This is a genomic window from Clostridium sp. DL-VIII, assembly GCF_000230835.1.
Classification (GTDB): Bacteria; Bacillota; Clostridia; order Clostridiales; family Clostridiaceae; genus Clostridium.
The window spans coordinates 1,660,955-1,682,525 of record NZ_CM001240.1; the positions used below are offsets into that span (position 1 = coordinate 1,660,955).

The window sequence follows — 21,571 nt, forward strand, 5'->3', positions numbered from 1 at the left end:
AGGTTTGTAATATGAAGAAATACAGAGAAAAGAATAAAGAGGAAAATGTGCCAGATATTTTTGCGGAAACATATAGTGTAGAACTCTATATGAAAGAAGAGCCTGTAATTTTGGAAAATGACTTATTAGAAAACATTAAGAAATATTGTGGTAATGTTGAAATTTCATCTAGTCAGGAGAATAATATTATATTCGCATTTATGGATCATGTATTAGAGTATAAAAATATGAGTGCCCCGGTTTCAATTGTTATTAGTAAGATTTTTGATAAACCAGATATTTTAAAGTTAAATAAATCTTTAGGACAATCAGGAGATTTAAAAAATAAAGAAGAAATTGAGAAGTGTTCATATAGAATTATAGTAACAGATATAATGGCTATAGGATTAGAATACAATAAGAGAATAGAGCTTTTTCAAAAGGCGCTTTATGCTATAGTTGAACTTATTCCGTGTGAAGGAATTCACTTTCAACTTACTGAGCAGGTAATAAGCAGGGATGAATACTTAGAGAATAATCCTTTTAATGAAGATTATGACCTTCTATTTGGTATATTAAATGTAAGATTATTTAATATTGAAGGAAGGGAAGATGAATACTTAATGGATACCTTAGGACTTTCGGCGGTAGGATTATGTGATTTACAATGTCATTTCAAGAATTTAGATCCTGATCAAGTGCTCGATATTTTATATTCTTATGGATATTATATTTTTGATAATAGTGAGGCAGCTGATAATTTAAAAGAAATAGATGGAATTTATGAAGAGGAAAAGTGGAAATGTGAACATGAAGTTTCATTGGCAGAACCTAAACGTGTTGTCATGGATATTAATCCAGGAAGAGAATTTGCGGGGGGGAATAGAGCTTAACTATAGGAGCAGCAGGAAATACTAAGTTATTTAAGACAATAAGATAAAAAATAAACAAAAATCTCTTGTTTTTTATGTATAAAAGCAAGAGATTTTTGTTATTAACACCTATATCTTTTGTTTGTGAAAAAATATATTCATATTTTAACACAATATAAAATAATTTTACATTTTATATTGACACCTAAATTTTAAGATAGTAAACTTATAAAAGTATAATACATGATTAAATAAAATATTTGGGAAACAATGGCGTTTTCATTTCTGGATAAAGATATATCTAACAATAGATATACCTTTTTGAAGTGAGAGCGCCTTTTTATTTTTATGAAACTATAATAAAGCAATATATTAGTAATAAACTCAAAATGTAATTAATAGTGAAAAGCTTAAAAATTATTCAAGGGGGAATAAAAATATGGAATTGTTGAATGGCGCGGATATGGGCTTTGTATTTATTTGTGCAGCACTAGTAATGCTTATGGTACCAGGTTTAGCTTTATTCTATGGTGGTATGGTAAGGAGCAAGAATGTACTTAGTATTACAATACAAAGTTACGTAGCGTTAGTTATTATATCTATTCAGTGGATTTTAGTTGGTTATACTTTGGCCTTTGGTCCAGATGTTAAAGGTATAATTGGGGGACTAGATTGGGGATTTTTGAATAATATAGGAATCACCCCAAATGCAGATTATGCAGCTACAATACCTCATTTAGAATTTGTGATATTTCAATTAATGTTTGCAGCAATCACAGCCGCTGTTATTTCAGGTTCCGTTGCTGAACGTATGACTTTTCCGGCTTTTTTGGTATTAATAATCTTATGGAGTACATTAGTTTATGATCCTATTGCTCACTGGGTATGGGGAACTAATGGATGGTTAAAAAATTTAGGCGTTCTAGATTTTGCAGGAGGACATCCAGTTGAAATAAATTCTGGAGTTTCTGGTCTTATTGCAGCACTAGTTATTGGAAAAAGAAAGAAGCCAAGTCCTGGACCTCACCACATACCTATGGCAATACTTGGGGGCGGACTTTTGTGGTTTGGATGGTTTGGTTTTAATGCAGGAAGTGCTCTTTCAATGAATTATGTTGCTATTAACGCTTTCTTTACTACAAATACTTCTGCAGCAGCTGGAGCTATTGGATGGGCAGTGTGCGAGTGGATTCTTTATAAAAAACCTACTGCACTTGGAATGGTTAGTGGAGCCGTTGCTGGACTAGTTGCTATAACTCAGGGAGCAGGTTTTGTAAGCCCTATATCAGCCATGTTTATTGGATTAATTGGGGGAGCATTGAGTTTCTTTGCTATAGCTGTTCTTAAGAAGAAATTAGGATACGATGATGCACTAGATGCTTTTGGCTGCCATGGTGTAGGGGGAATATGGGGATCTATAGCTACTGGTATATTTGCATCTAAAGCAATTAATCCAGCAGGTGCTGATGGATTAATATATGGTAATTTCGCACTTATAAAAGCACATTTAATATCAATTTGTGCTACTGCATTATATGCAGCAGTTGCAACATTTGTAATACTTAAGGTTATTGGCTTTGTAATGAAGCTAAGAGCAACTTCAAGTGAGGAGTCAGAAGGATTGGATATTTCGCTGCATGGAGAAGAAGGTTACTCAGGTTTAAATATGTAGAGATTAATTATTATAAAAAAACAAGAACTAAGTTTTAGTACAAGAACTTAGTTCTTGTTTTTTAGTTTTAGTCTGTAATTTGAATTATTTAAATAGTAATTTTATTATTAATTTCTAAAGAAAGATATGTTTTTAATATAAATACTATTATACTAATTTTTATCATAGAAATTAGTATAGTATATTAAATGAAAGCGGGTCTTATTATGGAAATACCACTTAAATTTGATAATAATAGAAATTTCAAAATAGTTCAATTTACAGATATACACGAAGGTCCAGAGAAGGATAAATCCATAAGTCTTATGAATAGGATATTAGATTGCGAGAAACCTAATATGGTAGTTTTAACTGGAGATAATATTGATGGTAAATGTAAAACTGTAGATGACGTTAAAAAAGCTATTAACAATATAGCAGGACCAATGGAAAATAGGAGGATACCGTGGGCGGTTGTTTTTGGTAACCATGATGATGAGCATGGTATGATGACAAAGGAAGAAATGATGCAGTTATATATGAGTTATAAATGTAATTTGAGTGAAATTGGATACAAAACTTTTGATAGGATTGGTAATTATAATATTCTTATAGAAAGTTCAAAAAGAAAAGTACCTAAGTTTAATATTTATATGATAGACTCTGGAAAATATGCACCTTCATTTATTGGAGGATACGATTGGATAAGACTTACTCAGATATATTGGTATAGGAAGACTGCGTTAAACCTAAAACGAAACTATAATAGAATAATACCAGCACTTATGTTTTTCCACATACCATTACGAAATTTTAAGAAAGCATGGCAAACTGGATTGATTGATGGTGAAAGGTTTGAAGAGGAAAGCGTTGCAAAAATAAATTTGTGCCTTTTTAGTAAAGTAATTAAAACTGGAGATGTAAAAGGAATTTTTACAGGTCATGATCATTTAAATAATTATTGTGCTGAATTAAGCGGTATTAGACTTGGATATGCCGGGTATATGGGATATGGAACTTATGGTAATGATGATATTCCACGAGGTGCAAGAGTGTTTCTTATAAATGAGGATTCACCAGAAGATTTTAAAACTTGGGTGAGACGATAGATTTATAAGAAATTAAAATTATAGCTATATCTAAGAATAGAGTTTTTTATAAGAAAATTATAGCTAAGTAATTAATTAGATGAGGATAACGCTTATACTTAGCTACAATGATAATTATATTATTATAATTTAGAGAATACAAAAGTGTTGATGACTTACATAATATGGAATATAATTAAGTTAAGTAATGGAAAAAAATAACTCGATTATAATGTCCTAATGCTTTACTCAATAGATCAGTAAAATACTAGGAGGGAATTTATGAAGTATGTTAACAAAACCTTAAGAGGCTATGAAAGGGCTCTAGTATCTTTATTACTTGTTTTTACACTATTTTTATCATTTGGTTTTAAGGTAAATGCATCAACAATAAACTCTGATTACAAATCCTTTGTAATGGCACCATTAGAAAAAATAACAGATTGGAATGCTTTTAAAAATAAATTGATAACGCTGAAGAATAACGGAGTCTATGCAATTACAACGGATGTTTGGTGGGGAGATGTTGAAAGTAAAGGAGATAACCAATTTGACTGGAGCTATTATAAAACATATGCTGATGTCGTACGCTCATCAGGATTAAAGTGGGTGCCTATAATATCAACGCATCAATGTGGTGGTAATGTTGGAGATACAGTAAATATATCTTTACCTTCATGGTTATGGAATAAAGATACACAAGAAAATATGGAGTATAAAGATGAAAAAGGGAATTTTGACAAAGAGGCTCTTAGTCCATGGTGGTCTGGAGCAAATAAGCAATATGATGAACTTTATGATTCATTTGCATTAAATTTTAGCGTATATAAAGATATTATAGCCAAAATATATATTTCTGGCGGACCAGCAGGTGAATTAAGATATCCTTCATATAATGCAGCTATTGGGTGGTCATACCCTAATAGGGGGTATTTACAATGTTATAGTGCAGCAGCGGAAGCAGATTTTCAAAACGCTATGAAAATAAAATATGGTACAGTAAAGGAATTAAATAGTGCATGGGGAACAAATCTTGCAAGTTTTTCACAAATCAGTCCACCAACAGATGGAGATAATTTTTTTGAAAATGGGTATAACTCAGTATATGGATGTGACTTTTTAAGCTGGTATCAAAGCGTACTTACAAAGCATTTAGCAGATATGGCATCAGAAGCTCATTCACATTTTGATCAAGTTTTTAATGTAAGAATAGGAGCAAAAGTATCAGGGGTACATTGGCTTATGAATAGCCCAATAATGCCTCATGCATCAGAATATTGTGCAGGTTATTATAATTATAGCACTTTACTTGATCAATTTAAGGAATCAGATGTAGATTTGACATTTACATGCTTAGAAATGGATGACTCAAATGCAAATACAAGTCCATATTACTCAGCTCCAAAAACTCTTGTTAAGAATATTGCCAGCCTTGCAAGTTCTAAAGGAATAAACCATTTTGGAGAAAATGCGCTACCTATCTCAAATAATAATCAGGCATATACTGTTCAGAGTGGTGGTGGGAATTATACTTGGAACTGGACGAATTAATTAAGTTAGAAAAATATTATAATATTAAGGCTTGAGGCAAATATAAAGCACATATGATTTTATAGTGAAATCATATGTGCTTTAAGTTTATGCTTCAATTGTAAAATAATCCAATATAACTTTAGTTCATATCTAACAATGTCTTTTCCATTGTAGCAAATTCTTTATCAATAATGCTATTAGGCTTATAAGTTAGAAGGCTGACAATAACAATAGATATAAGTGATAGGAAGAAACCTGGAATCATTTCATATAGATAGCTTGATAAACCTGAAGCTATCCATATTATAACTGTTAATCCACCAACAATCATACCTGATAATGCTCCCCATTTGGTCATTTTTTTCCAATGAAGGCTTAATAGGAGAAGTGGTCCAAAAGATGAACCAAAACCAGCCCATGCTTGACCAACAATATCAAGGATTGTCTTATTAGGTAAATATGCAAGGATTGTTGCTAAAGCTGCAACTATCAGTACAGATAATCTTCCTATTATCATTTGTTTGTGTTCAGAAACTTCTTTCTTTAAAAATGTTAGATAAAAGTCCTTTGTAATTGAACTAGAGCAAACTAAAAGCTGAGATGAGATAGTGCTCATGATAGCAGCAAGTACTGCTGCCAGTATAATTCCTGTAATAAACGGATGGAATAAAATATCTCCGAGACGAAGAAAGACTGTTTCCGGATCACTTAATGGTGTTTTATGTTCTGTAAAATATACTAGTCCTACAAGACCACTTGCAACAGCACCTAAGAGACCAATTGCCATCCATCCAATACCAATTCTTCGTGCTGATTTTAGTTCCCTTGGAGATTTTATGGCCATGAAACGAACAATAATGTGTGGCTGACCAAAATAACCAAGGCCCCAAGCCAGAAGACTGATGATAGAAGCTATACTGGTTCCTCTAAACATGTCGAACAATGCAGGGTCAATATTAGTCAACTTATTTGTAAAGGTGCCAGGATCTACTCCTATATTGATAAATGCTACAAGTGGCACCATGATTAAGCAGATAAACATTAGTGTTCCTTGAAAGAAATCGGTAAGGCTTACTGCTAAAAAACCACCAAAGTAAGTATAAAGAACGACAACAGATAAAGTAACTACTACTCCCATAGTATAGGTTAATCCAAAAGTATCTAAAAATAATTTCCCTCCTGCTACAATTCCTGATGAAACATATAGAATAAAAAATACAAGTATTACGATTCCAGATACTAAACGCAAAACATTTGATTTATCCTTAAAGCGATTTTCAAGGTAATCTGGAATTGTTAAAGAATCGTTTGCGACCTCAGTATAAACTCTAAAACGTGGAGCAAGTAAAAGATAATTTAAATAGGCACCTATTGTTAATCCTATTCCAATCCAAAGACTAGATATACCGGTTAAATAGACTGCACCTGGGAGCCCCATAAGCATCCAGCCGCTCATATCACTTGCTCCGGCTGATAAAGCAGTTACCATAGGACCAAGACCTCTGCCTCCAAGCATATAGTCTGAAATATTAGAGGTCTTTTTGTATGAATTGTATCCAATTATGAGTAAGATGAGAATGTAGATTGCAATAGCAGCAATGGACCATAATTTCATATTGAATCATCCTTTCTGTAAATATAAAAAACAAAATTCCATATTTAAAAATGTTTATGCAATATAATCGGAAATTTTTAAAAATAACAATGATATATTAACATATTATTTAAAAAATAACAATTAAGTAAAAAGAATAATAAATATGAGATTGTTGTATTAGGGCCAAATAGGAATAAATAATATGATATTAATCTGAAGCGTTTATAAACAAATAATAAAATTCAACATAAAAAAAAATAAAAGTTATATAATGGAAAAAACAGATTTATGATGATATAAAATGAACTTTTTTTCATTTTACTTAATATAGATTTAATATAAAATGTTGAAATTTAATATAATTAGTGTAATAATGGAATATAATAGTATATATTATGATGTTAATAGCATACTTATCGAAAGGTAAGGACGCAAAGCTTTGAGTCTAAGGGAAAGTTTTTTTCTATGATCGTCAGGTTGCCAAATTTATTTTTTTATAAAACATGATTATAATATTTTTGGTGCCTAAATACTTATAGGCACCTTTTTTGTTGAAAATTTTCCTTAGTAAAAAGTGAGCTATATAAGCAGTGCATGATAAAATGCATAAAGGTTAGGAAGGAGTGTAACATATTTAGGTTAAAAGTTAACTTAAGTTGATAATGGTAATTAAGTTAAATTTTTATTATTTTAAATTCAGAAATCAGTTGTTTAATAGTTTGTGTAACCTAGCGATATTTCAATATTTTAAAAATTGCAGTGCACATTAACGGGGAAGGGAGAAGATTATCTTTGCAATTTTGGTAATCAATACATAAAATGGGTAAAATAGAAGAGATGTTAGAAAAAGTAAAAAATATATTAAATGAAGAGGTAAATAAAGAAAGTGTAATAAAAATTTTAGATTTAATAAAATGTCCTTTTCCTTTAGAAATTTTAGATGAGATAAAATTGTATGGAGATTATTTACCTAAGAATAAGGAATTAGGATTCACAAAGGAAAAAAGATATCTACATTTTTTATGGGAAGTTTTAGATAAGTCACCAATGTGTCTTATAGCTAACTTTGCTATTCCGTATAGACAGTTGTTAGCAAAGAAGTTATTTAAGTCTTGTGGAAAAAACTTCATAGCAGAAGAAAATGTTCGTTTCAATGTACCTGATAACATAGAAATAGGAGATAATGTATTCTTAAATAGGGGAACATTTTTAGATTCAAAAGGTGGAATAGTCATAGGAAATTCAGTTACATTAACTGAAGGAGTGACAGTTTTCACACATTCTCATGAAGAGCATGATCACGTATCAAGAACATATGCACCAGTAATAATTAAGGATTATGCAAAAGTATATTCAAATACAACAATATTACCTGGTGTGACAATTGAAAAACAAGGAATAGTAGCGGCCTGTTCACTAGTTGTTGGAGATGTAAGTGGAAATACGATGGTCGGTGGAGTTCCAGCAAAGCCAATAAGAGAAAGAAAAAACTTTGAAAAAAAGGAAGCAGAATTAAACCATATATGGTTACATAATAGTGAATTTCAACAATAGAAATTTTACATAAGTTTAGGGGGAGATTGATTATGAAGATGTCGTTTAAATCAAAATTTATGGTTGCAATTTTGCCATTGGTAATAGTAGGATTACTATCTTTAACAGGAGTTGCATATATAAATTTTAGACATATATTAGAGACCGAATTGGTTAGCTCAATGTCAGAAAGAACAACTGAATCAACAAATCATATAAATACGTGGTTAACCGGAAGATTAGGAGAAGTTCAAGAAACGGTTCAGAATCCAATGCTTAATGCATTTTTGGAGAAAAATCCCAATGTAGATTTACAAAGTAATGATGGTTCATTAGCATTGATAGATGAAATAAATTCATCAAGATTTAAGTTTATAAATAATGCGTATCCTAATGAATATGCAGCCTTACATATAGTAAATAATATAGAACCTAGTGAATGGAGTAGTCCAGATGGGTTAAATAAGCTTCAGGCAAGATATTACAATGTTAGTAATGGACAATTTGCTACAGCTAACTGGGCCAAAGGTGCTGCACAAGAAGCAGGAGAAAGATATTCTAAAACAAATGGTGTACCTTATGACGCAATATTTAAACCTACATACTCTCAAGCTTATGATAAAAATGTTGTTATGATGTTTGCGTGGCAGAAAGATAATCAGGGAAAAGCAATAATTGGAGCAGCTGCCAGTGTAACAATTGAAACCGTAGAAGATCAAGTAAAGAATTTAAAATATGGAAATAAAGGATATGGAATGCTAATAGGCAGTGATGGTACATTTATTGTTCATCCAAATGCTGACTGGGCTATGAAAGAAAAAATAGATTCAGTGAATGATCCTGATTTGACTAAACTTAGTGAACTTATTAAAGAGGGTAAGCCAGGAGTTTTCAGCTTTGGAAGCGGATCTGATAAAAAGATTGCCTTTTATGCTAAGGTGCCAGTAGCAGATTGGACAGTTGTTAATGTAGTTTATGAAAATGAACTTTTTGCATCAGCTGATCGCCTTATATTAATGATGCTTGGATTAGCTGTGGCAATCATAGTAATTTTATCTATAGTAATATTTGCGGTTACAACTCATTTAATTAAGCCTTTAGTAAAGCTTAATAAGTTTGCTCAGGTTGTATCAACCGGGGACTTAAGTGGATCAGTTGAAGTAAAATCCAAAGATGAAATTGGAAATCTTGCAGAAGCCTTTAATAATACTATTGGAGCATTGAGGGGAATAGTGCAGGATATAACTGATGAGTCAGCCAAAGTTAATGAAGTTTCTGCAAGTCTTGCTAATTCATGTGATGACAGTACTAAAGTTACTGAGGAAATTGCTAAGGCAATAGAATCAATAGCGGGAAATACTACTGAACAATCAAGGCAGGTAACAATAGCCAGCGAAAAGACGATTGAAATGGAAGAAGTGAGCAGAGCAGTTGTGAATAAGTGTAACAATATGCTTGAAACAGCTGAGGAATCTCACAATATAAGTGCAGTTGCTTTTGAAGCTATAGATAAATCTGTAGCTAGTATGAAAATAATTGTTGATAATAATCAAACTAATCTGGAAGAAAGCAAAATATTGCTTGAAAAATCAAATGAGATTGGGAAAATAGTTGAAGTAATAACTAACATTGCAAGTCAAACTAACTTACTTGCATTAAATGCAGCAATAGAAGCAGCAAGAGCAGGAGAACAAGGAAAAGGATTTGCAGTTGTTGCAGATGAAGTTAGAACTCTTGCGGAACAATCAGCTACTGCAGCAAGCCAGATATCAAAGCTAATAAGTGGTGTACAAGGGCAAATTGAAAATATAACTAATAGTATGAATGAAGGTTCAAAAGAAATAACTGTTGGTATGGAAACAGCAGTTAAAGCTGAATCTCATTTTGATAATATTGAAAAAGCCATAAGTAATATTTTTGATGTAGTAAGAGATGTATATAATTCTACAGAAACAATGATTAAGACAGCTAAAGATACTGTGGCAGAAATGCAGGAAACATCAGTTATATCAGAACAAACAGCATCTGCAACAGAAGAAGTATCAGCATCTGCAGAAGAACAGGCAGTTACTATGGATGAAATCGGAAATTCAGCCAGCCAATTATCAAAACTTGCAAGCAGACTAAGTGAGTTAGTAGCACAATTTAAAGTTAAATAGTTATATAAAATATGAAATCATGTTAGAGGACTATTGCAAAATGATATTAATTATTTTGCAATAGTTTTTTATGCGCATAACTACTATAAATTAGAACAATCTTCGATAAAATATCATACTATACACCATAAATACTATTAGGAGATGCTTTCTTCGTGAAAAGAGAATTGAGAGTATTAATTGGTTTAATGATTTCATGTGTGATGGTTATATCTATGTTTGGATGCAGTAATAGTAAATCTACTAGTGGTGGTATAGTAACTGTACGTTTAAATGAAGTAACTCGTTCTGTCTTCTATGCACCAATGTATATAGCAATGAGTCAGGGATATTTTAAAGAAAATGGAATTGAAATTGATTTGCAGACAGGACAAGGTGCTGATAAGACTATGCAGGCAGTTATGAGTAAATCAGCAGATATTGGTTTTTGTGGTCCAGAACAAACAATTTATATTAATAATCAAGGAAGAGAAGATTACCCAATACTTTTTGCTCAGCTTACACAAAAGGATGGGTCATTTTTAGTTGGAAGAAATAAAGAGGATAATTTCAGTTGGCAAAATATAAAAGGGAAGAAAATCATAGGTGGAAGGCCCGGTGGCGTACCAGAAATGGCCTTTGAATATGCCATGAAGCAAAATAATATTAATCCTAAAACTGATGTTGATATGGTTACTAATATAGATTTTGCTGCAACTGCAGGCGCATTTGAGTGCTACATTAAAAAGCGCCTTTTCAGGCGCATGAAAGTATGGTATAGATTAACATTTTATTTTTTTAAATGGGACTTATTGGTGCAAAGCGGAGTAATAATAATTTCGTTAGTATCTGAATTGTAAGAAATATGGTTAATAAGAGAATTTATAAGAAACCTTCTTGTAAAATGATCAGCATTTTCCCATAAATTTTTAAAGTTAAGAATCATAGAAGTATAAGCATCAATTTCTTTGATAGCGGCTTTAAAATCATTAATGTTTTCTAATTCAGACTTCTTAAGTTTTAATTTATTTAGATCTTTGTTTAATTCTTCGATTCTGGAAGAGAGTAATTCATATATATTAGGATTTAAAGAAAGCTTGTCTACTAAATTTTTTATTTTTAGCTTCTTTTGAGAGATTTGCTTCTCATAGGATTTTATATTATTTTTATCTATAGATTCAGTTTCTAAGGATTTTTTATATTCTTCAATGGCTTTAATTAATGAGCCTTTATTTTCAGAGGCTTTAAAAAGCTCTTTTAGAACAGATTCTTCTAACTTATCAATTCTTATATTTTTGGAATCACAGACGGTAGCGGTTGGATTAATTTTATTTATACATACATAATACCTAAGTATATTACCAGTTCTTTTAGAAATATGGCCTTGTTTTTGTATCATTCTTCCACCACATTTCGCACAATGTAACACAGAGTTAAATACACAATATGCACTGCCATTAACTAATCTAGGAGCAAGATCCTTATTTTTATCTAATTGTCTTTGAACTTTAATCCATAAAGTGTCTTCAATTATTCCTTCATGTTTTGAGATAGAAAGAATCCATTCACTAATATCCTTATATTTATCTTTAGAGTCTTTTTTATTATAGATTAAAATCCCATTACCATTTGGTTTACCAAATACAATTGTACCCTTATTTGAAAGATAATTTATTACGAGATCAGAGGATTTAACGTAAACTGGATTTCTAAGTAGGAGTTGTAATGCTTTTATATCCCAGTTAGAATTTCTTTTTGTTTTAATATTGTTTTCTAGAAGATATTTTTGAAGCTTTCCAAGGCTTCCAAGAAATAAATATTGCTCAAAGAAGAATCTTACTAGAGAGAGATCTTTATCAATAGGTGATAATTTCATCATCTTTTTTTGCTTAGAGTTATTATCTAAATAATATTCAGGCTCGGAAGAAAAACCAAAAGGCGGAGTACCACCAAGCCATCGGCCAGTTTTTGCAAGTTCATACATGTTATCTTTAATACGTTCAGCTATGGTTTCACGCTCCAATTGAGCAAATACGCTGCTAATAAACATCATGGCAGTACCCATAGGACTAGAAGTATCGAACTGCTCTCGTATTGAAATAAAATCTATGCCGAGTTTTTTTAACTCATCAATAAGAGTAGAGAAATCAGAAACATTTCTACTAATTCTATCAAGTCTATAGCAGATAATTGCATCAAATTTTTTTGATTTAGCATCTTTCATCATAGATTTAAATTCAGGTCTGTTTATGTTACCACCTGAAAAACCTTCATCTTCATATATGTAAATATCATCATAACCATTATTTTTAGCATAAAATTTGCATAATTCTATTTGATTTTCTACGCTTTCACCTTTGCCAGTAAATTTTGATTTTCTTGAGTAAATGGCTGCTTTCATAGTTATACCTCCAAAATATTTATGTTAGTGCTTGCGGCTTTATACATAGATTAAATCGATTAAGTACAGCTAAATATATTTATTAAAAATTAGTGGAAAAAATACTATACTTCACAGCAATTATATGCATTATGAAAATATTTACTACGTGGCAAATAGAAAAAGATATTTTTAATTTACTTGATAGTCAAGTTGATAAAAGTGCGAAAGATGATTACTAGATAATAAAAAAATACCTGTAAATGATATTTGCATTTATAATAATAAATCTTTTAAGGTAACGTATTGAGGTAATAAAACATATAATGAAATGATTTATATTATATTTGGAGGAATAGATATGAAAGGTGATATATTGAAGGCAACCATAATAGAATTAGTAGGATTGGATGACAAAAAAGGTTTTGACGAATTAGTGGCAGAATTGCAAGTTGTTGCTGTTATGAAAATGTGTCCTCCAGAAATAAGGCTGCAAGTGTTAAATAACGCTTTAAAAATATTAAAAACAAATTAATTCTTAGAAATCAAAAACATATGTGGTGTCCGATTCAATATGAAGAGTTTTGTATATTAAGAAAAGACTATATCACCTTTACCAACTATTAAAATATTATAATTAGATTTAAGCGGAAGTAGAATATGCTTTAATGATTGAGGCTCTAAACGAACAGATTCTTGTATTCGTTCTTGATCGTCAAAAATAATTAAGTAGGCATTATAATTAGTGGAAGTATTTCGAACTGCATAATTAGTATTTTCCATTAGGTTTAAATCTTTTAATGTATAAAATCCTTGAGAGAAAGGCTTAGTATCAGCCATAGTAGTTGCTATGCTCATAGTAAATGATAAAAATAAAAAAATAAAGAATACAGTAATATATTTTTTCATTACATGACCACCTTTCATAATTCTTAGTTAGTAAAATATAAAGAAGTATATTTTTTATTATGTGAAGATAGAAAAAATATATTCAAAATAAAAAAAGAAACTAGAGGGTAAACTAGTTTCTTTTATATATAGGGATTTAGGGTATATAAAGTATTGAAATTTATAAGGGGTAAATATTCAATACCTACTTTATGACAATTCCATTGTACGATATTTTATGATTTATTTCAACAATAACCATAAAAAAAATAATATGGGATACAGAACAAAAATTGGATTGGTAAAAAATACGATTTAAATTACGCATATTCTTAAAAAAAAATTAAGAGGGGATCCCTAAAATCGCTTTTTCATGTAGTGAGCATTTAAGGGAGGTACTGGAGATTATGTGGCACTTTTTGAACCAACAGCATCTGCCCTTGTAAAGGACGGTACAGGAACTATACTTGCTTCAGTCGGTGAACAATCAGGACTTATGCCTTATACTTGTTTCTTTTCTACAAAATCCTATATGGATAAAAATCCTAAGGTAATTGAAGGTTTTACAAAGGCAATTTACGAAGGGCAACAATGGTTCTTTAGTCATAGTACAGAAGAAGCAGCAGACAGCATAATTAAATATTTTCCAGGAACAGATAAAGATACGATTATGACTGTTATAGACAACTATAAAAACATCGATGCAATAGCTCATACACCAGAGATTAAAGAAGAAAATTTAAATAGACTTATGGATATAATCTCAGATTATGATAAGAGCTTGCTTCCACAAAGACCAGAGTTTTCTAAGATAGTTGATAATTCTTATGCTGAAAAAGCAGTTAAGTAAATGTCACATAAAGATGAGAAGGTGGTGATTTTATTTGAGCTTGTTAAAAATATCAAATATATCTATGTATTATCATTCTGTTAAAGGAGAAACACCGGCTTTAAAAAATATAAACTTTGAAGTTGATAGTGGAGAATTTATTTCAATATTAGGGCCATCTGGTTGTGGAAAATCTACATTATTAAATATAATGAGTGGATTATTAGAACCATCTCAAGGTCAGGTTCTATACAAAGGTGAGGAGATAAAGAAAAACTTAGATAAAATAGGTTATATGTTTCAAAAAGATCATCTTTTTGAATGGAATACTGTTTGGGAAAATGTAATTCTTGGATTAAAAATAAAGAAACAATTAACTGATGAAGCAAAATCCAGAGTTAATGAATTGTTAGATGCTTATGGTTTATTAAGATTTAAAAATCATTATCCAAGCGAATTATCAGGGGGAATGAGGCAAAGAGTCGCACTTATAAGGACGTTGGCGTTAAATCCAGAAATACTATTTTTAGATGAACCATTTTCTGCCTTAGATTATCAGTCTAGACTAATAGTTTGCGATGATGTTTATAAGATAATAAAGACTGAAAAGAAGACGGCGGTAATGGTAACTCATGACATAGCAGAAGCTACTTCCATGTCGGAAAAGGTAATAGTATTATCTAAAAGACCATCTAATGTAAAGGTAGAGGTTCCTATTTATTTTAATCAAGATGATTTAACTCCATTCCAAAAGAGAAAAGATGTAAAATTTAGCGATTACTTTAACATGCTATGGAAGGAGCTTGATCAAGGAAATGTTTAAGAAGAAAGTAGTACAAGAAGGAAAATTAACGAAGGAACATGAGCTATTTCTAAAAAAAGTAGAGAAAGATAGAAGATGGATAACTATAAGCAGGGTTCTAATACTTGTTATTTTTATTGCCTTATGGCAGATAGCTGCTACTTTTAAGTGGATTGATCCATTTTTAACTTCTAGTCCAGTTAGAGTAGTTGAATCCTTCATATCTTTATATGAAGATGGCAGTTTATTTAAGCATATAGGTGTTACCTGTTATGAGACTATTTTAGGGTTCTCCTTGGGTGAAATATTCGGGGTATTAATAGCTGTGATTTTGTGGTGGTGTCCTCGAGCATCAAGGATATTAGATCCATATTTAGTAGTGTTAAATGCACTTCCTAAGGTTGCTTTGGCTCCAATTATAATATTTTGGATTGGAAATGGTATGCCGGCTATAATCATTATTGCGCTTTTAATATCAATTATAACAACAATAATAAGTGTACTGACAGGTTTCAATGAGATAGATAAAGAAAAAATTATGCTAATGAATACATTTAGAGCTACTAAGCTGCAAATATTAAGATATCTAATATTTCCATATTCAATTCCTGTTTTCATTTCAGCATTAAAAATAAATGTAGGGTTATCCTGGGTCGGCGTAATAATGGGAGAGTTTCTTGTAGCTAGAAATGGACTTGGATTTTTAATAGTATATGGCGGGCAGGTTGCCCAATTAGATATGGTAATGATGAGTATAGTAATTCTTTCTATTATCGCTTTCATCATGTATGAAATTGTTGCAATAATGGAAAAGAAGCTGGTCAGAAATAGAAATTAGATTATTGTTTTCACTTGTGTCATGGGCTTTCTCTTAAGAAAAACATTCTTAAGAGAAAGCTTATAATATATTAAAAGCTTATTAGAAAATTGCATATTTGATAATTATTTTAATTAAACAGTAGGAATAGCTTTATTTTTTTCATATAGTTGGGTAATATATGTATAGAAATATGAAAAATATTATAATATAACTATATTTTTCAGGTACATATAACAACTTTATGACAAAACGGAGGAGAATATGAAAAAATTAAAAGAATATGGAATCATAACAATAGGAGTAATATTAGTAGTAATAGCACTTGAATTCTTTTTCTTTCCTAACAGAATAGCTTCAGGAGGAGTTTCAGGATTGGCGCTTGTAATTAATAATATTTTAGGAATTGAAACAGGAACTGTTATGGTAGTGTGTAATGTAATATTATTTATATTAGCGTTTGCTCTTATTGGGGGAAGCTTTGGAATTAAGAGCATGTATGCAGCTTTTGGATTATCATTCATATTAGCAATTATGGATAAGATTTATACACCAGTAGCTTTTACGGATAATTTAATGCTTGCTTCAATATTTGGAAGTGTACTTTTGGCACTTGGGACAGCAATTATGCTTACTCAAGATGCAACAACCGGTGGAACAAGTATCATAGCAAAAATTTTAAATAAATATTTAAATATTGATTTTGGGAAAAGTCTTTTAATTTCTGATTCTGTAGTGGTACTCCTTGCAATGTATACTTTTGGTAAGGAATTAGCTCTGTTTGGATTAGTCAGCATATATTTAACAGGAAGTTTAATTGATAAGTTCATAGATGGCTTCAATGTATCGAAGCAGATTATGGTGTTTACTGAACATGAAAAACTTATTTCAGATTACATAATTAATGAGATAGATAAGGGATGTACAGTGTTTTATGGCAAGGGTGGATATACTGGTAAAAGTAATTGTGTGGTTTTGACTATATTAAAAAGAAGCCAATTTATAAAATTAAAGCAATTTATTAAAAATAATGATCCAGAAGCATTTATTACAGTAAATGAAACAAGTGAGGTTTTAGGAAAAGGCTTTAAAAGTTTAGAGAATTAGGCATACTTAATAAAAAAATACATTTATATAGCTTATTATTAGGAATGGCACTATAGCATAGGTTTACTAATATTTACTTGTTGATTATAAGATTAGCGGCAAATTATAATTAAGCATATAAGCTAAATTATTTATAAAACTATTGAAAATGTAAATAATAAGATATGTGGGAGACAAGCAAATATGGCAGAAGAGGAATTACTTATAACTTATGGAGTAGGATATGCTTTTGAAAAAAGCAAATTATTAATTGTTTCAGAAATTGAAGAAAAAGTTATATTAAAAAGAGAGCTGGATATTCTTAAAGAAATTAATGTGATTAATAAGTTTCAAGAAAGTCTACATGAAAAATGCGATTCTAAATTTCCTAAAAATTATATTGTAAATGTTGAAGAAGCTTTAGAAGAAAAATTATCAAAGACTATACCAATAATTACTTCAATAAAAACTAAAAATGCTAAAAAACAAGACTATCTTATGGATGAATATATTAAAAGAGATCTAAGTCAGATTCGTTTAAGAAGAGAAGGATATATACAGAAAGATTCAAATTTAATAAAAGAATACTTAGATACCTGCAGTATGAATTTTGGGAAAAGTATAGAGGAAAAAAAAGAAAATATTCTAAAATATAATAAGATAATCTTGAAATTTATTTTAACTTCTAGTGTTGGAAATGATTTTAGTGATTTTTTAAAAAAACAAGGACAAGCTGTGAAAGAAAAAATAGATGAGTCAATAGAAAAAAAGTTAGAGGATGTACTTGAAAGTGAGTATTTAATAAAAAAGAAATATAAAGATTTAGATTTCTTAAACTTGTTGTTATTTCTTGAAGAATGGCAAAAAAAATATTTTATTTGGGATGGAAAATATACAAGTTTGCTGTCATCTATAAGTAAGGATGGAAAGAAATATAACCATTTAAATTATGAAATAAAGGAATCTGTGATTTCGTTTATCAAAAAGAATAAGTATTTATATTTCACGTTTGGCAGGTATAATAAAGAAAATATATTTATAACCCTGAATCATGAGAAGTACTGTAAAAAAAATCAAGAAAAAGAACTTAATTCAAGAGAAGGTAATGAGCAAAGATATATGTCTTTAGAAAAAAAAGAAGGAAATCTATATGAAATTACTTCAAATGATTTTCAAGAAATTGATTTAGATTATAATAAGGAATTAGGATACTTACTTTCTTATGATGACGATGAGAATGTACATATTTCGCTTGTTATATATGATAAAAAAAATGAAGAAGTAACTTATGTAAATAAGTATGATTCTTTTAAAAATGAGATGATTAAAGCATTAGAGGAACATTTTATATTATAGAACTTATCTACCTATAAAAAGGACTGCTTCAAAATAATTATTAGTATAGAATAATTATCTTGAAACAGCCTTTTTCAATGTTTAGAAGAAACTATTTCTCAGATTGATTTTGAAGATTTCTGCGCTTTTTAGTTTTCTTTTTCATAACCGAAAATCCAAAAGAGCCAGTAGGCCTCTTTGCAAGAGGATAATATTCTCCATGGCAATAAGACATCATATTTGCATCTTCAAAATGAATTTTGCCTTTATCATCAAATAGATCTTTATTAACATGAGATCCAATTACTTCAGCTATAAACATATCATGAGTTCCAAGCGGAATTATGTTTTTTACTTTACATTCAATATTTATAGGACATTCATTTATGTAAGGGACTGAAATGTTACTGCTTTCCTTTAAGGTAAATCCCATCTCAGTGATTTTATCATTTTTTTTGCCAGATCTAACTCCACAGTAATCTACTTTTTTTACTAAATCTGAACCAGGTAAATTTACCACAAATTCCATAGTTTCTTTTATATATTCATAGGACAATCTTTCAGGTCTTACAGAAATATAAAGCATAGGAGGCTTTGTATTTATAGTACCAGTCCATCCAACAGTAAAAACGTTAGTTTTTCCAGCTTTATTTTTAGAAGTTACCAAAACTACGGGTACTGGGTTTAAAATTACACTTCCTTTAAGATCAATTTTATCCATTTTCAATTTAACTCCTTTAAAAAAAGCATCTCCAAATAATTAGAACGTATACCGCCTATTTATTTAAAGATGCTTATATAGATTGCATTAAAACAAATTAATATATTAATTTGTTAAGTTATTAATATCTTCGTCTTTTATTTGAACGGCCATAATAACTTTTCTTTTTACGTCTAGAGTTAGCTGCCATATTTTTAATAAGAACCACTAAAGTAATTATTATAGCTATTACTACGATAGTTGCAATATATGTAAGTAAATTATCTTTAATTAGGCTTCCAAGAGAAACATCTACTGTACCTGCAACTTCTTCAGAATGATTTCTTGTAGTATAAGTTAATTTAGCATTTTTACTAAAAAGTAAACTCCATGCACTAGAATCTGTTCCATCATAAGTAATTTGAGATTCAGCATCATTAATGTCATTTTTGTAGTAATTTACATCTTGAGTTAGCTTAAGTGGTACTGAAATAGTTTTAGTAGGTCCAAATACAATAAAAGGCTTATATTTTACTTCAGCTGTTCCTACATTTTCACCACTTGTTTTGTAAACTTGTTTTGTGGCAGCGTAACTATAATTCATGATAGCATCCATATCATTAAATTTAGTCATATCAGCATTATCAAGCTGTCTGCTTTTAAGAACAACACCAATTATTTGGCGCCCATCTCTCTCATATACAGTAACTAAACATCCACCTGCTTCATTTGTAGTTCCAGTTTTACCTGCAAGATTACCGTTTTTGCCAAGAGTTACATTTCTATTTTCTAGAATCAGTCTAGAATTTTTAATTGTTACAGGAGCTGTTGGAAGTTCCATAGTTGATCTTTCCCAATCATTTGCAAAAGCTGCTTTCATGATTAAAGAAAGATCATATGCTGTAGTATAATGGTCTGGATCATGCAAACCATTAGGAGTAATAAAGTTACTGTGAGTAGCTCCAAGTTCCTTTGCTCTTTTATTCATTAAATCAGCAAAGGCTTTGGCATCACCAGCTATATTGTCAGCAATTACATATGCAGTATCGTTACCAGAGAATAAAAGCAGTCCTTTCATTATGTCATCAGCACCTACTTTATCACCAGGCTGCATAGTGTTGTGCATATAATTTAGATTTATAGAATATTCAGGCTGCTCTTTTGCAGATTTAGTATATTCAAGTTCGTCGGTAGATTTCTTATTTTCAGATAACAAAAGACCAGTTAACAACTTAGTTGTACTTGCAGGATATCTTTTGCTATCGGCATCCTTACAATAAATAATTTCCCCTGTTTCTAAATCCATTGTTAATGCTGCTTCAGCTTTAATATCTGGTAAGTTTTGTGCTGAAGCCTCAGTTTTAGGTGTTGTATTTGAATTTGCTGCGTAACTTGCTATAGCCAATGGGCTAAATAATGAAAGAGAAAGGGTTAATGCAAGTGCTTTTAAAATTGATTTTTTTTTCAAGTCAAATCTCTCCAATTCTATTTAAACGTATGAGGCATATTAAAAAATAGACATGCCATAAGTATATTGAAACATTTCTAGTATATCATTTATGTAAAGCTATAACAATAAATGTAATGTAAAATTTTGATACAATATATTACAATTGGTGCTTATTTCAATCGCTCTATCATAGAATTTTTAGCTTTTAACTCAAATTCATCATTTAATGAGCTTAGCTGTACATCTTCGCCATATTTATTTTTTAATGCTAAGCTTAAAAGTCTGTCCGCAAACTCAGGGTTCTTAGAAAGAAAAGAACCATGGAAGTATGAGCCGAAGGTATTCTTATAAATGCAGCCTTCAAAACCATCCTCACCATTATTACCATATCCATGAATGCATTTTCCAAGTGGGGTATGATTATTTATATAAGTTCTTCCAGAATGATTTTCAAAACCTACATAAGTTTCATTAAATTCCTCATTGAATATTTCTGTATTTCCGATAAATCTTGTGTCTCCACCTTCACTATAAACATCCAAAATTCCAATACCATCTATCTTTTCGCCGTTTGGAGCAGTGTAATATTTACCTAATAGTTGATAGCCGCCACATATAGCAAGCATAACCTTTCCAGCTTCAATGAAACTAGTCAAAGCCTCTTTTTTTATTTCGTTTAAATCCTTTGAAACTATAGACTGTTCATAATCTTGACCACCGCCAAAGAAGATGATGTCCACATTTTCTTCATCGATATTTTCACCTAAAGAAGAATTAATTATATTTACATCAATTCCTCTAAGAGCCGCTCTATGCTTTAGAATAAGTACATTGCCTAAATCACCATATACATTTAATAAATCTGGGTATAAATGACAAATAGTTAATTCCAT

Annotated in this window: 17 protein-coding genes, 2 pseudogenes and 1 riboswitch; of the genes and pseudogenes, 13 read left to right on the forward strand and 6 right to left on the reverse strand. The window is 30.4% G+C overall.

The window, feature by feature from the left end; genetic code table 11:
* Nucleotides 1-11: 11 nt before the first annotated feature.
* From CDLVIII_RS07625 to CDLVIII_RS07640, 4 genes are all read left to right on the forward strand, one after another.
* Nucleotides 12-872 carry a DUF4261 domain-containing protein gene (locus tag CDLVIII_RS07625; protein WP_009168864.1) on the forward strand — a complete coding sequence of 287 codons (861 nt, stop codon included), beginning with the start codon at nucleotides 12-14 and terminating at the stop codon, nucleotides 870-872.
* Between the two features lie 418 nt (nucleotides 873-1,290).
* A complete protein-coding gene (locus CDLVIII_RS07630; protein ID WP_009168865.1) occupies nucleotides 1,291-2,523 on the forward strand; it encodes an ammonium transporter in 1,233 nt (410 codons plus the stop codon).
* Between the two features lie 206 nt (nucleotides 2,524-2,729).
* A complete protein-coding gene (locus CDLVIII_RS07635) occupies nucleotides 2,730-3,611 on the forward strand; it encodes a metallophosphoesterase family protein (protein ID WP_035301699.1) in 882 nt (293 codons plus the stop codon).
* A gap of 261 nt (nucleotides 3,612-3,872) precedes the next feature.
* Complete coding sequence (locus CDLVIII_RS07640; RefSeq protein ID WP_009168867.1) at nucleotides 3,873-5,141, forward strand: family 14 glycosylhydrolase; 1,269 nt, start codon at nucleotides 3,873-3,875, stop codon at nucleotides 5,139-5,141.
* Nucleotides 5,142-5,262: 121 nt separating this feature from the next.
* On the opposite strand, the gene putP is transcribed toward CDLVIII_RS07640, so the two are convergent.
* Nucleotides 5,263-6,738 (reverse strand): sodium/proline symporter PutP, encoded by a 1,476-nt coding sequence (putP, locus tag CDLVIII_RS07645; RefSeq protein ID WP_009168868.1) that lies wholly within the window; start codon nucleotides 6,736-6,738, stop codon nucleotides 5,263-5,265.
* A gap of 378 nt (nucleotides 6,739-7,116) precedes the next feature.
* Nucleotides 7,117-7,205: riboswitch (cyclic di-GMP riboswitch) on the forward strand.
* 334 nt (nucleotides 7,206-7,539) lie between these two features.
* On the opposite strand from putP, the gene CDLVIII_RS07650 reads away from it, so the two are divergent.
* The 3 genes and pseudogenes from CDLVIII_RS07650 to CDLVIII_RS07660 all read left to right on the forward strand — a co-directional run.
* A complete protein-coding gene (locus CDLVIII_RS07650; protein WP_009168869.1) occupies nucleotides 7,540-8,274 on the forward strand; it encodes an acyltransferase in 735 nt (244 codons plus the stop codon).
* A gap of 32 nt (nucleotides 8,275-8,306) precedes the next feature.
* Nucleotides 8,307-10,412: a methyl-accepting chemotaxis protein gene (locus tag CDLVIII_RS07655; RefSeq protein ID WP_009168870.1), complete on the forward strand. Its 2,106-nt coding sequence runs from the start codon at nucleotides 8,307-8,309 to the stop codon at nucleotides 10,410-10,412.
* A 155-nt stretch (nucleotides 10,413-10,567) separates the two neighbouring features.
* A pseudogene (locus CDLVIII_RS07660) lies at nucleotides 10,568-11,125 on the forward strand (ABC transporter substrate-binding protein); the annotation flags it as partial.
* A gap of 56 nt (nucleotides 11,126-11,181) precedes the next feature.
* Here CDLVIII_RS07660 and CDLVIII_RS07665 read toward each other — a convergent pair.
* Nucleotides 11,182-12,792, reverse strand: coding sequence for a recombinase family protein (locus tag CDLVIII_RS07665; RefSeq protein WP_009168871.1), 1,611 nt, complete (start codon nucleotides 12,790-12,792; stop codon nucleotides 11,182-11,184).
* Between the two features lie 340 nt (nucleotides 12,793-13,132).
* Between CDLVIII_RS07665 and CDLVIII_RS29745 the strand changes: the two genes are divergently transcribed.
* On the forward strand, nucleotides 13,133-13,306 hold the full coding sequence (locus CDLVIII_RS29745) for a hypothetical protein (RefSeq protein WP_009168872.1): 174 nt from the start codon (nucleotides 13,133-13,135) through the stop codon (nucleotides 13,304-13,306).
* Nucleotides 13,307-13,362: 56 nt separating this feature from the next.
* Here the strand turns inward: CDLVIII_RS29745 and CDLVIII_RS07670 are convergent, their stop codons facing one another.
* Nucleotides 13,363-13,680 (reverse strand): hypothetical protein, encoded by a 318-nt coding sequence (locus tag CDLVIII_RS07670; protein ID WP_009168873.1) that lies wholly within the window; start codon nucleotides 13,678-13,680, stop codon nucleotides 13,363-13,365.
* Between the two features lie 361 nt (nucleotides 13,681-14,041).
* Here CDLVIII_RS07670 and CDLVIII_RS07675 point away from each other — a divergent pair.
* The 5 genes and pseudogenes from CDLVIII_RS07675 to CDLVIII_RS07695 all read left to right on the forward strand — a co-directional run.
* A pseudogene (locus CDLVIII_RS07675) lies at nucleotides 14,042-14,509 on the forward strand (ABC transporter substrate-binding protein); the annotation flags it as partial.
* A gap of 34 nt (nucleotides 14,510-14,543) precedes the next feature.
* Nucleotides 14,544-15,311, forward strand: a complete 768-nt coding sequence (locus CDLVIII_RS07680) for an ABC transporter ATP-binding protein (RefSeq protein WP_009168874.1) — start codon at nucleotides 14,544-14,546, stop codon at nucleotides 15,309-15,311.
* Nucleotides 15,304-16,128, forward strand: a complete 825-nt coding sequence (locus CDLVIII_RS07685; RefSeq protein ID WP_009168875.1) for an ABC transporter permease — start codon at nucleotides 15,304-15,306, stop codon at nucleotides 16,126-16,128. The genes CDLVIII_RS07680 and CDLVIII_RS07685 overlap by 8 nt, the downstream gene beginning before the upstream one ends.
* Before the next feature lie 243 nt (nucleotides 16,129-16,371).
* Entirely contained in the window at nucleotides 16,372-17,214 is an 843-nt protein-coding gene (locus CDLVIII_RS07690) for a YitT family protein (RefSeq protein ID WP_009168876.1), read from the forward strand.
* 183 nt (nucleotides 17,215-17,397) lie between these two features.
* Nucleotides 17,398-18,549 (forward strand): hypothetical protein, encoded by a 1,152-nt coding sequence (locus tag CDLVIII_RS07695; RefSeq protein ID WP_009168877.1) that lies wholly within the window; start codon nucleotides 17,398-17,400, stop codon nucleotides 18,547-18,549.
* Nucleotides 18,550-18,640: 91 nt separating this feature from the next.
* Here CDLVIII_RS07695 and CDLVIII_RS07700 read toward each other — a convergent pair whose 3' ends face one another.
* The 3 genes from CDLVIII_RS07700 to CDLVIII_RS07710 form a co-directional block, all read right to left on the reverse strand.
* Nucleotides 18,641-19,249: a flavin reductase family protein gene (locus tag CDLVIII_RS07700; RefSeq protein WP_009168878.1), complete on the reverse strand. Its 609-nt coding sequence runs from the start codon at nucleotides 19,247-19,249 to the stop codon at nucleotides 18,641-18,643.
* A gap of 121 nt (nucleotides 19,250-19,370) precedes the next feature.
* Nucleotides 19,371-20,696: a D-alanyl-D-alanine carboxypeptidase gene (locus CDLVIII_RS07705; protein ID WP_009168879.1), complete on the reverse strand. Its 1,326-nt coding sequence runs from the start codon at nucleotides 20,694-20,696 to the stop codon at nucleotides 19,371-19,373.
* A gap of 152 nt (nucleotides 20,697-20,848) precedes the next feature.
* Complete coding sequence (locus CDLVIII_RS07710; RefSeq protein WP_009168880.1) at nucleotides 20,849-21,571, reverse strand: type 1 glutamine amidotransferase; 723 nt, start codon at nucleotides 21,569-21,571, stop codon at nucleotides 20,849-20,851.

Excerpts from the sequence above, each read along its gene's own strand:
- CDLVIII_RS07685 (WP_009168875.1), top strand. The coding sequence starts at position 15,304 with ATGTTTAAGAAGAAAGTAGTACAAGAAGGAAAATTAACGAAGGAACAT.
- CDLVIII_RS07690 (WP_009168876.1), top strand. The coding sequence starts at position 16,372 with ATGAAAAAATTAAAAGAATATGGAATCATAACAATAGGAGTAATATTA.
- CDLVIII_RS29745 (WP_009168872.1), top strand. The coding sequence starts at position 13,133 with ATGAAAGGTGATATATTGAAGGCAACCATAATAGAATTAGTAGGATTG.
- CDLVIII_RS07665 (WP_009168871.1), bottom strand. The coding sequence starts at position 12,792 with ATGAAAGCAGCCATTTACTCAAGAAAATCAAAATTTACTGGCAAAGGT.
- CDLVIII_RS07640 (WP_009168867.1), top strand. The coding sequence starts at position 3,873 with ATGAAGTATGTTAACAAAACCTTAAGAGGCTATGAAAGGGCTCTAGTA.
- CDLVIII_RS07630 (WP_009168865.1), top strand. The coding sequence starts at position 1,291 with ATGGAATTGTTGAATGGCGCGGATATGGGCTTTGTATTTATTTGTGCA.
- CDLVIII_RS07670 (WP_009168873.1), bottom strand. The coding sequence starts at position 13,680 with ATGAAAAAATATATTACTGTATTCTTTATTTTTTTATTTTTATCATTT.
- CDLVIII_RS07700 (WP_009168878.1), bottom strand. The coding sequence starts at position 19,249 with ATGGATAAAATTGATCTTAAAGGAAGTGTAATTTTAAACCCAGTACCC.
- CDLVIII_RS07625 (WP_009168864.1), top strand. The coding sequence starts at position 12 with ATGAAGAAATACAGAGAAAAGAATAAAGAGGAAAATGTGCCAGATATT.
- CDLVIII_RS07650 (WP_009168869.1), top strand. The coding sequence starts at position 7,540 with ATGGGTAAAATAGAAGAGATGTTAGAAAAAGTAAAAAATATATTAAAT.
- putP (WP_009168868.1), bottom strand. The coding sequence starts at position 6,738 with ATGAAATTATGGTCCATTGCTGCTATTGCAATCTACATTCTCATCTTA.
- CDLVIII_RS07695 (WP_009168877.1), top strand. The coding sequence starts at position 17,398 with ATGGCAGAAGAGGAATTACTTATAACTTATGGAGTAGGATATGCTTTT.
- CDLVIII_RS07635 (WP_035301699.1), top strand. The coding sequence starts at position 2,730 with ATGGAAATACCACTTAAATTTGATAATAATAGAAATTTCAAAATAGTT.
- CDLVIII_RS07710 (WP_009168880.1), bottom strand. The coding sequence starts at position 21,571 with ATGGAATTAACTATTTGTCATTTATACCCAGATTTATTAAATGTATAT.
- CDLVIII_RS07655 (WP_009168870.1), top strand. The coding sequence starts at position 8,307 with ATGAAGATGTCGTTTAAATCAAAATTTATGGTTGCAATTTTGCCATTG.